The following is a 13786-nucleotide window of genomic DNA, read 5'->3' on the forward strand; positions in this document are numbered from 1 at the left end:
TGGGCAGGTCAGACCCGGTCGAGCACCGGATCGGTTGCGTTGGCCGGATCGGTCAGATCGCGATCCCGAGTTTCCGGTGCGAAGGTTGCGGCGACGAGCACCGAGACGGCCATGATCATCATGTAGACCGCGACCGGGACCCAGGATCCGGAGAACGCGGTGATCAGTGCGGCGCACAGCAGAGGAGCGATTCCGCCGCCGAAGACGGACGCGAACTCGCGGCCGAGAGTGACTCCGGCGTACCGGTATCGAGCCCCGAAGATCTCGGGGAAGTAGCTCATCGTGACACCGACGGCCCCCTGGCACGCCAGGATGAATCCGATGATCATCACCAGGGTGATCAGTACGTGCGAACCGGTGCTGAGAGCCATGAACGTGGGAACCGGAAGAACGACGAGCAGGCTGACGATACCGATGTACACGGGCTTACGACCCACCTTGTCCGATAGCCATCCGAAGCCCCAGGCCGCGATGCCGCCGCAGATTGCGCCGATGAGCAGAACCTTGGGTATGAACGTGGGATCGACGCCGATGTCGTTCTTCATGTAGGAGGCCATGAACACCTGGTACGTGTAGGACTGAGCGCTGATGCCGACGGTCATGAACATGACGATGAACAGCGGTCGCTTGCCGTTGGTGAACACTTCTTTCACCGGCGCCTTGGGTCGCTCCTGTGCCGCCTTCAGTTCATGGAACACCGGTGACTCGTTGAGCTTGCGTCTGATGATGAACGCGGCCACGGTGACCAGGATGCTGCTCAGAAACACCATCCGCCAGCCCCAGGACATGAGCTGGTCGTCGGGAAGCAACTGGGCGAGGATCCAGGCGATGGCTCCGAGAGCGGTGCCGAGCGCCGCGCCGGTCATGACAAGAGCGGCCAATCTGCCACGCTTTCCGATCGCGGCCGTTTCCGTCAGAAGCGTTGCGCCACCTGATTGTTCGGCACCAGCGCCGAAGCCCTGGAAGAATCGGCACAGGACCAGCAACACCGGGGCCAGTAGTCCCACCTGCTCGAACGTCGGCAGCAGACCGATGGCCATGGTCGCGCCGCCCATCAGCATCAGCGTGGCGACCAGAACCCACTTGCGCCCGAGCCGGTCACCGTAGCGTGAGAAGAACAGTCCACCCAGTGGCCGGGCGAGGAAGCCGACGGCGTACGCGCTGAAGCTGGCGATGATGCCGGCCGCCGGAGAGATGTTGGGAAAGAACAACTTGTTGAAGATCAGCGCGGACGCTGTGCCGTAGATGACGAAGTCGTACTGTTCGAGTGTGGTTCCGATCAGGCCGGCCCACGCTGCGCGTCGTACGGCGGACGGATCATGTTGGGCCGGAGCGATTCTGGGAGAGTCTGCCGGTTCTGTGGTCGTGTCCATGGTTGTCCTCGGGTGAGTTTCGGCCTCGGCCGAACGAAGGAAGGAGAATGGGTCAGTCGAGTGTGGTCCGGGATGCCGTGACGACGGGGCGGAGCGAAGAACTCGCCGCTTCGACGGCTGCGGCCATCGGACCGTGACGAACAACAGTATCCATCAATTCCGCTGTGCGTGTGATGAATTCGGGAAACTGCGCCAACTCGATGGGGAGTATGTCGCCGCGTTCGAGAACCGAGCGGACAAAATCCTCACTGGACGCTGCCGAAGCGGCAAGTCCTGCCAAACGCGCACGTGCAGGGTCGGCCATCGCATGCGCATGCGGGCCCGGGTCGAAACCGTCGGGCGGGCACACGCAGCAGAGATAGGCGGCGATGGTCAAGGAAAGGTGTTGCGGTACAACACCGTTTCGTAGGTGGTGGAGCGCTGGGTCCGGGATCCTCTGCGCGAGCTTCGCCGAGCCGTCCGAACCGACCTGCGCGGTCTTGTGCCCCAGAGCGGAGTTGGACCACCGCACGAACAGCTGGGCGATGTAGTCGTCGATATCCACCCCGTCCGGAACGGGCACGGTGGGGAGGTATTCGTCGACCAACACTGCTCGAGCTGCGGCCTCCACGAACGGGCGACCGATCGAGTCCGGAATTGTCGCGCGACCGTCGAGTGCGCCGAGATAGGCTATGAGAGAGTGGGTTCCGTTGAGCAGTCGAACCTTCATCAGTTCGTACGGTTCGACGTCCTCGGTGAACACGGCACCACCGGCTTCCCAGCGGGGACGTCCTGCGGCGAACTCGTCCTCCATCACCCACATCGTGAACGGCTCCGCCGGCACCGCAATGGTGTCCACCGCGCCCAGCTCGGCGGTGGACTCGGCGTCGTACAACGCACTGCTGGACGGAACGATGCGATCGACCATGGAGTTGGGGAACGTCACCGCCGCCGCCAGCCACTCGAGCACGTCGTCCGCACCGCAACGGTCCAAGAACCGACGCACGAGTGCAGCGGTGCGATCACCGTTCCCCAGCAGGTTGTCACAGCTGGCCACGGTGATGGGAGCCCCGTGCGTTCGCGCCCGCATCGCCAGAGCCCTCGCGAGCTGCCCTACTGTGGTCGTCGGCGTTTCCGGCCGATGCAAGTCCTGTTGCACTGCAGTCGATTCGAGGTCGAGAGAGCCCGTCCGGGACGACAGCGTGTAGCCCAGCTCGGTGACGGTGATCGTCACGATTCGGACGTCCTCGTCCGCAATGGCCCGTACGACGGCGGCGGGGTCGTCGGCGGCGACCATGGCACCCGTGTGCGCTCCGGGGACGCTCACCTTCGATCCCGACGGCGAGATCTCGACGACGCCGTAGAGCAGTTCCTGAGCGAGCATGGCGTCGACAATCGTGCGAGATCTGTTCGCTACGCCCAGAATTCCCCACGAGCCGCCGTCCTGTGCCAGTGCCGCAGCGGTGTACACGGCCTGATGCGCGCGATGGAAGTTGCCCAGCCCCAGATGGACGATTCCGGTGCCGTCCGGTCGTGCTGGGACGGCCCCCGAGCGAGCGAGTGCCGAACGAGTCAGTCTGGATTCGCTCATCTCGTCACCAGTCCGTCATCGAGCCGTCGAGGCGGCGAGCGACGGGGAGATACGCGGGCTCGTACGGGTACCGCGCGGCCAACGACTCGTCCATGTCGACGCCCAGGCCGGGGGCGTCACCGGGGGTCAGGTAGCCGTCGGCGAACGACCATGCGTGCGGGAACACCTCGTCGACCAGTGGGTCGTAGCCCATGAATTCCTGAATGCCGAAGTTCGGGGTGGCCATTCCGAGGTGCACGCTCGCGGCGAGGGTGATCGGCGAGACGTCGGAGGGCCCGTGCGGTCCGCAGCGAACCTGGTGTACCTCGGCCAGCGAGAAGATCTTTCGGACATGACTGATACCGCCGGCATGCGCGATGGCCACCCGAATGAAATCGATCAGCTTCTCGGAGATCAATTGCTGGCAGTCCCAGATGGTGTTGAACACTTCACCGATCGCGAGCGGGGTCGTGGTGTGGTGACGCACCAGCCGCAGGGCGCTTTGATCCTCGGCGGTGGTGACGTCCTCGAGCCAGAACAGATCGACGTCCTCGAGCGACTTGCCCAGTCGCGCTGCCTGTTGCGGTGTCAGTCGGTGGTGCGCGTCGTGCAACAGCTTGAGCTCGGATCCCACGTGGTCACGCACCGCTGCGAGCACCCCGGGAACGTGATTGAGATAGGCATCGGTATCCCAGACCTCTTCGACGGGAACGGCACCACGGCCTGCGGGTTCGTATCCCTGCGCGCCTCGGTGCACTCCGTACACGGACTCCAGGCCGGGAACACCTGATTGGGCCCGCACGGCGCGAAAACCCTGTGCTCGACGTCGATCGACGGAATCGATCAATTCCGACGTGTCCCAGCCGGTGGCGTGGGTGTACGAGAGAATGCGGTCGCGGACGGCTCCACCGAGCAGCTGGTAGACGGGTTGCCCGAGGGATTTGCCCTTGATGTCCCACAAGGCGAGATCGACGGCGCCGATCGCGGCCATCGTCACCGGCCCACGGCGCCAGTAGACACCGCGGTAGAGGTATTGCCAGGTGTCCTCGATGCGTGCGGGATCCCGGCCGATGAGAAGCGGCGCGACATGATCTCGCAGGTACGACGCCACCGCGAGTTCCCTGCCGTTCAAGGTCGCGTCGCCGTAGCCGACGACGCCGTCTGCGGTGGTCACTTTGAGCGTGACGTAATTGCGCGTAGGGCTGCAGACGATGACGTCCGCAGCGACGATCGTGTCGGTCACGAGTGCTCTGCCTTCTCCGTGAAGTTCTCTCCGGCAACGACATCGGTCAGCGGCTCGCGCGCGGCGAGTCGACCGATGTTGGCGGTGATGTCGTCGACCCGACCCTCGAAGGTTTCGCGTGTGATGCCGGAAGAATGAGGTGTCATCAAGACGTTGTGCAGCGTGTGGAACGGATGCCGCGAGGGAGCACCGATGCCGTCGGCCGACGGGTAGTCGTACCAGACGTCGATGGCGGCGCTGCCGAGCGATCCGGCGGACAGCGCGTCGAACAGTGCATCCTGCTGCACGAGGGGGCCGCGCCCGACGTTGATCAGCACGCCGTCCGGTCCGAGAGCTGCGAGTTCGGTGTCGCCGATCATGCCGGTGGTGCGCTCGTTCAGTGGTGCGGACACCACGACGACATCTGCTTCGGTCATCAGGTCGGACAGACGATCGGTCGATGCGGCCCAGGCCAATCCGTTCTCGGCAGCGTTCACCGATCCGCTTCCTGTGACCGCGATGCCCCGGCAACCGAAGGCCTGCAGCAACTGCCACGACTGCGCACCGATATGACCGAAGCCCACGAATCCCACCGTTGCCGAACCCAGCGAAGTCGACTGCCGAAGCGTGCGGTCGTACACCGGCGACGCCCACCGATCCTCCCGCATGAGGCGGTCCTGGCCGAGAAACCCGCGCCGGAGCACGACGGCGGTGGCTACGACGTATTCGGCAATCGAGCGTTCGTGGTGAAAAGTGTTGGCCACCAATGTCTGCGGGCTCAGAGCGTCGAAGGAAACGCCGTCCGTGCCTGCCCCGGCAACGTGCACCAGCCGCAGGTCGGGTGCCGCCTCGGCCAGTGCGGCCGGGAACTTTCCGCCGACATACACGGTCGCATCGGCGATGTCCGCGACGAGTGCATCGACGTCGAACTTCTCGTGCCACGACACCTCGATATCGGAGGCGACTCGGCTCTCGAAGCGGCCACGATGCGGTAGGAGGTTGGAATCTGCGATGACGACCTTCATTTCGTGTCGTCCTTTCCTGGTGCGAGAGTGCGGATCCGAGCGGGCCCCGATGAGCCGCGGACCACGAGTTGGGTAGGGAGATGGATGGTTCTGGGCGACGACTCCGGTTCGACTGCCCGCTGAAACACCAGATCGGACGACACCAGGCCTGCACGGCCCATCGGAACGTTGATACTCGTCAGAGCGGGATGCGCGAGTTCGGCCAGGGGCGAATCGTCGATGCCGATGACGCTGAGGTCTTCCGGTACTGCCAGGCCCATCGACCGAACCCCGTTCATGACGCCGATGGCCATGGGGTCGTTGTGGGTCATGACGGCGGTAGCACCCGTGGCAACGACGCTGGCAGCCGCAGCATGGCCACCGGCCAAGGTTTCCTGCTGCCACCCCAGTACATCGAGCACGATTCCTCGCGCCGCACAGAACTGTTCGACGGCGTCGACGCGTCGCTCGTTGGACCACGATTGCGGTGATCCCTGGACGTACGCGAGATGCGTGTGACCGAGAGCTGCCAGGTAATCGACGGCCTGCCGGATACCGTCCTCGGAATCGGCCACGACACAATCGCATTCGCTGGATGATCGGTTGACGAGCACCAGCGGTGTGTCGCCCGCCAGCTGCACGATGTCCTCGGCCGGTAGTCGTGGAGCACAGACGATCAGAGCGTCGACTCGGCCCTGCAGGTCACCGATCACTTCACGCTCACGGTCTGCGCTTCCGTCGGTGTCGGTGAGGACGATGGTCTGCCTGCGATGCCAGCCCTGCGCTTGCGCAGACTTGACGAAGCTCGCGAAGACGGTGTGGCCGATGTCGGGTACCACGACTGCGACCGTCGTTGCCGCGACCCTGGTGTCGGAGGACCGACCCGAGGCCGCGACGTAGCCGATCTGGTCGGCGACGGCGATGATCCGAGCCAACGTGTCCGCCCCGATCCGATCGGGGTTGCTGAAGGCGCGCGATGCCGTCGACAGCGACACACCTGCTCGTTGTGCGACCTGCGTGAGCGTGGGTGCCACGGTTCACCTCCTGGGTTCTTTGTGATGCCAAGCACAACGATGGCAGAAGTTGCGCAATATTGTCAACGCCTTGCGCAACAGAGGCCCGGGCGTACTGGGTCCGCGGTTTGACACACTCGACTGCGACCACGTCCGCACAGAGGGAGACTCACCTTGCGCACCTTTACACACCCCCAGACCGGCACAACCGTGTCGAGCATCGTCCTCGGGTTCATGCGCATCCTCGACCTGGACGACGACAGGATTCGCAGGTTGGTCGACACCGCCCTGGACGTGGGTGTGACCGTCTTCGATCACGCCGACATCTATGGCGGCAGACCCCACGGGTGCGAGGAGCGCTTCGGACAAGCGGTGACACTCACTCCGTCGCAGCGTGAGCGCGTCAGCATTCAGAGCAAGGTCGGCATTCGCGACGGCTATTTCGACTTCTCGGAAGACCACATCGTGTCGACCGTCGAGGGTTCGCTCTCGGCACTCGGCGTCGATCATCTCGACACCCTGCTGCTGCATCGACCGGACAGCCTGGTCGAGCCCGACGAGGTCGCGGCGGCATTCGACACACTGCACACGTCGGGCAAAGTGCTCGGTTTCGGCGTTTCCAATCACACTCCCGGTCAGATCGAATTGCTCGAAACAGCAGTCACACAACCACTTCTGTTCGACCAAATGCAGTTGAGCGTCGTCCATTCACCGCTGATCGCTGCGGGCCTGACCGCCAACATCGGTGCGCTGGACCAGTCGGTGGATCGTGACAACGGGTTGCTCGACTACGCGAGGGCACGCGGCATCACCGTGCAAGCGTGGTCGCCACTCCAGAGCGGGACCTCCTCGGGTGTGTTCGTCGGAGATCGCGAAAACTACCCGGCCCTCAACGATGCGCTCAACGACATTGCCGGCCGATACGACACGACACCGGCTGCGATAGCGGTCGCGTGGATAACACGCCACCCTGCCGACATTCAGGTGGTCCTGGGGACCACCACGCCGGATCGGATAGTAGAGGCCGCTACGGGGTCGGACATCCGCCTGACCAGGGCGGAATGGTACGGCCTGTTCCGCGCAGCGGGTCACACACTGCCCTGATGCCGGGCATCGAACTGCGTTACCTTGCCGTTACCAAGTAGCGACGAATCCGTGATGTTGCAGGCTCGGTTCGGTGATGTTGCGCTGTCAGGATTACGGGACAGCGTGCACCGGAACCTGCAGCCCTCGGGTTCCACACCGAGCACGCCGGTTCGATAGGCCACCCGAACTGAGAGGTTCGCACCGTGACTGTTTCCGATTTCACCGATGTTCGCTCCACCGCCCCCGCTCGACGCCACTCGATCGGTATCGAGTCCTACTCCCCCGATCTGACCGTTGTTCGCGCCGTCGGCGAGCTGGACATGAGTGCCCGAGCAGATTTGGTGAACGCCCTCGACGGTGCCCTGCGGGGCAATGCGGTTGTGCTGCTGGACTTGTCGGCGGTGGACTTCATGTACTCGGGTGCCGCGAGCGTGATCGTCGATGCTGTCGAACGTTCCGACGGACGCGTCGAGGTCTTCGCTCCTACCCGGCCGGCGCGCCGGGTGCTCGATGCGGTGGGTGCGAGCTTCATCGGGGAAGATCCCTCCGCGCGCTGATTCGCGAGGTTTGCGTGCCGGTACAACCGGCAAACCTCGTGTGGACAGCGACTCCAGTCGGTAACGACCGTGAATCGTCTCGAGAACTGGGGCGGCTTTGGTTTTGCCGCAATGGGTCCTCTTCACACGAGGCAAGGATCGACAATGTCCGACCAGTTCACCAAGAGCGACCCCACCACTGCTTTCTCCATGCCCGATCGGGACGACCAGCCCGAGCTCGAGCATCCGGGATTGACTCGCGACATGGTCACCGCACCGGATCACGGCGAGAAGTCGTACCGGGGTTCGGATCGGTTGCACGGCCGAAAAGCGTTGATCACCGGTGGTGATTCCGGGATCGGACGAGCGGTGGCGCTGGCATTCGCGCGAGAAGGTGCCGATGTCGTCATTGCTCATCTCGAATCCGAGGGCCCCGATGCCCAAGCGACCGTCGACCTGATCGAAGCCGCTGGGCGGTCTGGCCGAGCGATCGCCTGCGACCTCACCGACGAAACGCAGTGCACCAAGTTGGTCGACACTGCCGTCGAGGTTCTCGGAGGCCTCGACATCGTCGTCAACAACGCCGCGTTCCAGATGGCCCAGATGGGCGGCATCGCCGATATCACCACCGACCAGTTCGACCGTGTGCTCAAGACCAACTTGTATGCCTTGTTCTGGATTTCGAAGCACGCCGCCGCCGTCATGGGTGCGGGCTCCACCATCATCAACACCACCTCGATTCAGGCGTCGAATCCGTCGCCGGAGTTGCTGGACTACGCCACCACCAAGGCAGGCATCGTCGCTTTCACCAAGGGCCTGGCCGGCGACCTCGCCGGCCGTGGCATTCGAGTCAATGCCGTTGCGCCCGGACCTATTTGGACTCCCCTGATTCCTGCGACCATGCCTGCCGAGAAGTACGGCGAGTTCGGTGAGACGGTTCCGTTGGGCCGCCCGGGCCAGCCCGCGGAATTGGCTCCGGCCTACGTCTTCTTGGCCTCGAACGAGTCCAGCTACATCACGGGCGAGACCATTGCGGTCACCGGGGGCACCCCGTTCAACTGATCTCGGGGTCTTCGGACTTCGACGCCCGCCACGCCAACAGCACCCCGTCTCCTTCGGGCCGCCGCCATGGCAGGAAGAGCGCCACAGCGATCGCGCATGCCATGGCGGCCCCGACGGTGACGAACGACGCCAGCTGAAATCCCTCCAGAGACGCGGCTTTCATCGCATACACGAGCTCCGCCTTCTGCGTCGCGAAGATCGGGTTGGTCGGCGCTTTGACGATTTCGATGACGCTGACGACGGTCTCCCGGGCAAAGGCCTTCTGGTAGGGCTCCATGATTGCGTCGGGAATGGCGTCGATTCGGGGGCCTACTTTCGTGGTGTAGATCGACGCGACGATCGAGCCCAGCACCGCGACGCCGAGTGTTCCACCCACCTCACGGGTGGTGTCGTTCACCGCCGAGCCCGCACCTGCTTCGTCGAGCGTCACCGACGACATGATGGATTCGGTGGCCGGGCCTTGCACGATCGCCAACCCGAGGCCCATCAAGATCATCGAGACGACGACCGGTCCCAGGTACGGGGTTTCGACCTCGACCTGGCCGGCAATGAACATGCCGATGCTCATCACGACGAGTCCGAAGACGATGACGGCTGTCGTTCCTATTCGCTGCGCGATCAGTGTGGCGAGTGGTGCCCCGACCGCGATGGATACCGCGAACGGCAGTGAATGAACGCCGAACTGCAACGGCGTCAGTTCCATGACACCCTGAAAATACTGGGTGATCATGAACAGGAAGCCGAACATACTGAAGTACCCCACAGCAATGGCCAAGGCGGGCAGCGAGAATCGTCTGATTCGGAACAGATTCAGGTCCAGTACCGGAGACGGTGTTCGCAACTCCCACCACACGAACGCAGCAAGCGCGACGCATCCGGCGATGTAGCCTCCGATGCTCGCCGGTGACAACCAACCGTTGTGCGGCGCTTCGATGATCGCCCACACCACCACCGTGATGCCCGTCAACGACAGCACGATTCCGACAGGGTCGTACTTGCCCACATGTTCGGCCCTCGACTCCGGAACGCAGGCCAGTGCGGCCACCAGAACGAGCAGGGCAACCGGAACATTGATCCAGAACACCGAATGCCACGAGAAGTGCTCGAGCAGAAAGCCGCCCGCTGTCGGACCGATGGCGATGGCGAAACCTGCCATCGCCGTCCACGCTGCGATGGCCAGCGCTCGCTCTTTGGCGTCGGTGAAGATATTGATGATGAGAGCCAACGTGGCCGGAAAGACCGCCGCCGCACAGACTCCCATCGCGGCGCGGGCGGCGACGACCTGCCCGAGGTCGGCGGCGACCGCGCCGCCCACCGACATCAGCGCAATGCCTGCCAGGCCGATGATCATCACCTTCTTGCGCCCGTATCGGTCTCCGAGGTGGCCGAAAGCGAGCAGCAATCCCGCGAACGTCAGCGTGTAGGCGTCGACCACCCACTGCAACCCGCTGATGTCGGCGCGTAGCTGTAGCCCCATCGACGGCAGGGCGACGTTGACGACGGTGTTGTCCAGTACGACGAGCAGCTCCGCTGCGCAGATCACGAGTAGAGCCAGATATCGGCCGCGAAGCTTCGTACCCTCTACGCGGTGTCGAGAAGTGGTGAGTGACGGCATGAGATCCCCTCCGGCTATGACGGTCGACATAGTTCCTGAAGGGAAAGTAACTGTAACTCTGCGTTATAGCAATAGGCGCTATCGGGAACTCTGCGCACCCGCTGCGTCCAGGACCGCGTCGAGCAGAGCCAACAACTCCCCCTCGGTCCGATCCAGCGCGGTGGTCGATCGCTGCGCTTTCGCCACGATCAGCGCACCCTCGATCGCCGATATGGAGAACGTCGCGAGCGCCTGGGCCCGCTCTCTCGTCAACCCGTGCTGCCAGAGCGATGCGGCGATCGTGTCTTCCCACGACGAGAACGACTCCCCGGCCGCGGTGACGGCACCGGGGGCATTCGCCCCCTCGAGTGCGGCAGGAGCAATGGGGCAACCGGACACGAAATCGGTGCTCGACAGTTCACTGCGAAAACCCTCGATGATCGCGCGCACCGTCGCCGCCGGCCCGACCTGGGCCAACCCCTCGGAGATCATGGCCCCCATCACCGCGCCGGCCGTTCGCGTTGCCTCCTCGACCAGTTGAGGCTTGCCCCGAGGAAAGTGGTGATAGATCGAGCCCCTCGGCGCACCTGCGTGCTCGATGACGTCGGCCAACGACGTCGCTTCGACTCCGCGCTGCCGAAACAACTGCGCCGCACTGCGCAGCATGTCCTCACGAGCACTGCTTCGATTCGCCATCCATCACCTTTCCAACACGATCATTGACGTGACACCGAGTTACATCTACAGTCGCGTGTGACTATGACGGCAATCATATCCCGTCACGCTATCGCTGAACCGGAGTCACGCCATGCCCACCGAGACCGACGTCGTCGAACTGAGCACCCCGCTCCCACTCCCCTGCGGGCAGACCCTTCCGAACCGCGTGATGAAAGCGGCCTTGAGCGAGGGCCTTGGGACTGCAGAACACGCACCCGATACCCGGCTCGAAACGCTGTACCGCCGTTGGGGCGCGGGTGGCTACGGACTGGTGGTGACCGGCAACGTGATGGTCGACCGATCTCACCTGGGCGAACCCGGCAACGTCGTCATCGAAGACGACCGCGACCACGATGCGCTGGCGCGCTGGGCGAAATCGACCTCCGACGGTGGCGTCCCCATCTGGGTACAACTCAATCACCCAGGCAGGCAGGCCAATCCGATCGTCACCCGTGCCACGCCCGTCGCCCCGTCTGCCATCGCGTCCGGCGTTCCCGGACTACCGACACCGCGTGCGTTGAGCGAGAACGAGATTCGAGACATCATCGACAGGTTCGCCCTGGCCGCGTCGGTAGCGGAGGCGGCCGGCTTCGATGGAGTGCAACTCCACGGTGCCCACGGATACCTGGTGTCCCAGTTTCTCTCACCCCTGTCGAACCGACGCGAGGACGCGTGGGGCGGAGACCTCGACGGCAGAATGCGATTTGTTCTTCACGTCGTGCGCGCCATCAGAGCGGCCGTGTCCCCCGGCTTTGCAGTGGGAATCAAACTGAACTCTGCAGACTTCCAGCGCGGCGGATTCAGTGAAGAGGAATCTCGCATCACCGTCGAGCATCTCGTCGAGGAAGCGATCGATCTGATCGAAATCAGTGGCGGCAGCTACGAATCACCCGCGATGATGGGCACCTCCAGCACTCGCGATCGCGAAGCCTACTTCCTGGAATACGCCCACACGGTGCGCGACGCAGCCGGGAGCGTTCCACTTGCAGTGACCGGTGGTTTCCGCACCCGCTCGGTGATGAGTGCGGCCGTACGATCGGGAGAGTGCGACGTCGTCGGTCTCGGTCGCCCGACTGCTCTCGCCCCGGCAGTAGCCCGTTCACTGGTCGACGGCTCACTGGATCGGGTCGAGACTCCGCTCGTCGCCCTGCGAGTTCCGTCGAAAGCTGGTGCTTTCAAACAGATCAACGGCGCTCTGGACTTGCAGTGGCACACCGACCAACTGCAGCTCATCGGCGACGGAGGGCAACCCGATTCGGGACGCCCCGCCTGGCGAACAGCGATAGCAATGGTGCAGCGCAACGGCTGGGACGCGTTTCGTAGTCGGCGCGCCGGGGGCAGCACGACAGCGTCCGCCGCAGCTGCGAAGTTCCGCCGGGAGCGGTGGATCGGAAAGCACGTCGCCAACCCGCTCGTGAACGGGCTGGCGTCCGTCGGAGTCAGAACATCGCTGGTCACCGATATCGAGACAGTGGGCCGTCGATCCGGTCTGCGCCGACAGGTACCGGTCTCTGCTTCGTTCGACCGGGCGGGAGCATGGGTGATCTCCCAGCACGGAACCAGGTCCGGTTGGGGAGCCAACATCGGCGACGAGCCGCGTATCAGGATTCGCGTCGGCGATCAGTGGCGAGCGGGCACAGCTACGTTCGTGCCCGAGGACGACGTCAGTGCGCGAGCGCGCTCTTTCTCCGCGAACCCACTGTTCGCGCGACTCATCGGCGCAGGTTTTCGCGCCCTCCAGACCGACCCGATATCTGTGCGGATCGATTTCACCGATTGACAGGACGATTGCGCTCGACGGTGGATCGTCGCACGACGCATAATGACCCGATGGCACCGATACCCACGGGCACGCTGCGCGAGACCGAGACCGGCTACGCCCTCGAGCTGAGCAGAACCGTCTCCGCGTCACGAGTGGATGTGTGGGCCAGCCTCACCGAGTCCTCTCGAACCGCGTTGTGGTTCGGGCCCTGGGAACGGGTGACGGACGACAGCATCCGTGTCACCATGATCTTCGAGGACGGCGAACCCGTCGCCGACATGGCGATCGACGCCTGCGAGCCGCCCCAACGACTGGCCGTCCGTATGACAGACGAGGGCGGCTGGCCGCTCGAGGTCAAGCTCACCGAGAAGGGCCGCGACACACTCGTAGTGCTGACCCACGGCCTCGACAGCACGGACGGCGTCGGCGACATAGGTCCGGGCTGGGAGTACTACCTGGACATGCTGATCGCATCCAGGGACGCCGCACTGCTGCCGAGATTCGACGACTACTACCCCGCACAGCAGGAGTACTACTCGTCTCTGCGGCCGCAACGTCAGTGATTGCGTAACGCCTCGATCAGCTCTTTCTTGTTCAGCTTGGAGTAGCCCTCCAGGCCGATCTCCTTCGCTCGATCGGTCAGTTCGTCGACGGTCCAGTCCTCGTACGATCCGGATTCGCCGCCCTTTTTACCTACGTTCTTCCTGCCCTCGTTGGCCGCGGCATTCGAGATGCGCGCCGACTTCTCCTTCGAGTTCCCTTCGTCACGGAGCTTCTCGTACAGATCCTGGTCCTTGAGCTGCGGCTGGTCATCGTTGGTGGGCATGCTGATCCTCCGTTCGATCGTTTGTACTGATACAACTACCCG

Annotated in this window: 13 protein-coding genes; 5 read left to right on the forward strand and 8 right to left on the reverse strand. The window is 63.9% G+C overall.

The window, feature by feature from the left end; translation table 11 throughout:
* Nucleotides 1–8: 8 nt before the first annotated feature.
* The 5 genes from CH268_RS14155 to CH268_RS14175 are packed head-to-tail and all read right to left on the reverse strand — an operon-like array spanning nt 9 to nt 6182.
* On the reverse strand, nt 9–1373 hold the full coding sequence (locus tag CH268_RS14155; protein ID WP_094664693.1) for an MFS transporter: 1365 nt from the start codon (nt 1371–1373) through the stop codon (nt 9–11).
* Between the two features lie 52 nt (nt 1374–1425).
* A complete protein-coding gene (locus tag CH268_RS14160) occupies nt 1426–2943 on the reverse strand; it encodes a mannitol dehydrogenase family protein (protein WP_094664695.1) in 1518 nt (505 codons plus the stop codon).
* A 4-nt stretch (nt 2944–2947) separates the two neighbouring features.
* Nucleotides 2948–4165, reverse strand: coding sequence for a D-mannonate dehydratase ManD (gene manD, locus CH268_RS14165; RefSeq protein WP_094664697.1), 1218 nt, complete (start codon nt 4163–4165; stop codon nt 2948–2950).
* Nucleotides 4162–5169 (reverse strand): 2-hydroxyacid dehydrogenase, encoded by a 1008-nt coding sequence (locus CH268_RS14170; protein ID WP_094664699.1) that lies wholly within the window; start codon nt 5167–5169, stop codon nt 4162–4164. The genes manD and CH268_RS14170 overlap by 4 nt, the downstream gene beginning before the upstream one ends.
* Nucleotides 5166–6182: a LacI family DNA-binding transcriptional regulator gene (locus tag CH268_RS14175; RefSeq protein ID WP_094664701.1), complete on the reverse strand. Its 1017-nt coding sequence runs from the start codon at nt 6180–6182 to the stop codon at nt 5166–5168. The genes CH268_RS14170 and CH268_RS14175 overlap by 4 nt, the downstream gene beginning before the upstream one ends.
* Nucleotides 6183–6335: 153 nt before the next feature.
* Here CH268_RS14175 and CH268_RS14180 point away from each other — a divergent pair, with 153 nt between their 5' ends.
* The 3 genes from CH268_RS14180 (at nt 6336) to CH268_RS14190 (ending at nt 8845) form a co-directional block, all read left to right on the forward strand.
* Nucleotides 6336–7265 (forward strand): aldo/keto reductase, encoded by a 930-nt coding sequence (locus CH268_RS14180; protein ID WP_094664703.1) that lies wholly within the window; start codon nt 6336–6338, stop codon nt 7263–7265.
* A gap of 185 nt (nt 7266–7450) precedes the next feature.
* A complete protein-coding gene (locus CH268_RS14185; RefSeq protein WP_027497637.1) occupies nt 7451–7804 on the forward strand; it encodes an STAS domain-containing protein in 354 nt (117 codons plus the stop codon).
* A 144-nt stretch (nt 7805–7948) separates the two neighbouring features.
* Nucleotides 7949–8845: a glucose 1-dehydrogenase gene (locus CH268_RS14190; RefSeq protein WP_094664705.1), complete on the forward strand. Its 897-nt coding sequence runs from the start codon at nt 7949–7951 to the stop codon at nt 8843–8845.
* On the opposite strand, the gene CH268_RS14195 is transcribed toward CH268_RS14190, so the two are convergent.
* Together CH268_RS14195 and CH268_RS14200 are read right to left on the reverse strand one after the other, a co-directional pair.
* A complete protein-coding gene (locus CH268_RS14195; RefSeq protein WP_094664707.1) occupies nt 8838–10460 on the reverse strand; it encodes an MFS transporter in 1623 nt (540 codons plus the stop codon). The two genes, CH268_RS14190 and CH268_RS14195, sit on opposite strands and share 8 nt — an antisense overlap.
* Before the next feature lie 78 nt (nt 10461–10538).
* Complete coding sequence (locus CH268_RS14200; protein WP_255182396.1) at nt 10539–11135, reverse strand: TetR/AcrR family transcriptional regulator; 597 nt, start codon at nt 11133–11135, stop codon at nt 10539–10541.
* Nucleotides 11136–11247: 112 nt separating this feature from the next.
* Between CH268_RS14200 and CH268_RS14205 the strand changes: the two genes are divergently transcribed.
* Nucleotides 11248–12936, forward strand: coding sequence for a nitroreductase family deazaflavin-dependent oxidoreductase (locus CH268_RS14205; RefSeq protein ID WP_094664711.1), 1689 nt, complete (start codon nt 11248–11250; stop codon nt 12934–12936).
* Nucleotides 12937–12986: 50 nt separating this feature from the next.
* On the forward strand, nt 12987–13481 hold the full coding sequence (locus CH268_RS14210; protein ID WP_032384497.1) for an SRPBCC domain-containing protein: 495 nt from the start codon (nt 12987–12989) through the stop codon (nt 13479–13481).
* Here the strand turns inward: CH268_RS14210 and CH268_RS14215 are convergent.
* Nucleotides 13475–13744, reverse strand: coding sequence for a DUF7218 family protein (locus tag CH268_RS14215; RefSeq protein ID WP_027497643.1), 270 nt, complete (start codon nt 13742–13744; stop codon nt 13475–13477). The genes CH268_RS14210 and CH268_RS14215 overlap by 7 nt on opposite strands.
* Nucleotides 13745–13786: the final 42 nt, after the last annotated feature.

It is taken from the genome of Rhodococcus sp. 06-1460-1B, from assembly GCF_002258475.1.
Lineage (GTDB): Bacteria > Actinomycetota > Actinomycetes > Mycobacteriales > Mycobacteriaceae > Rhodococcoides > Rhodococcoides fascians.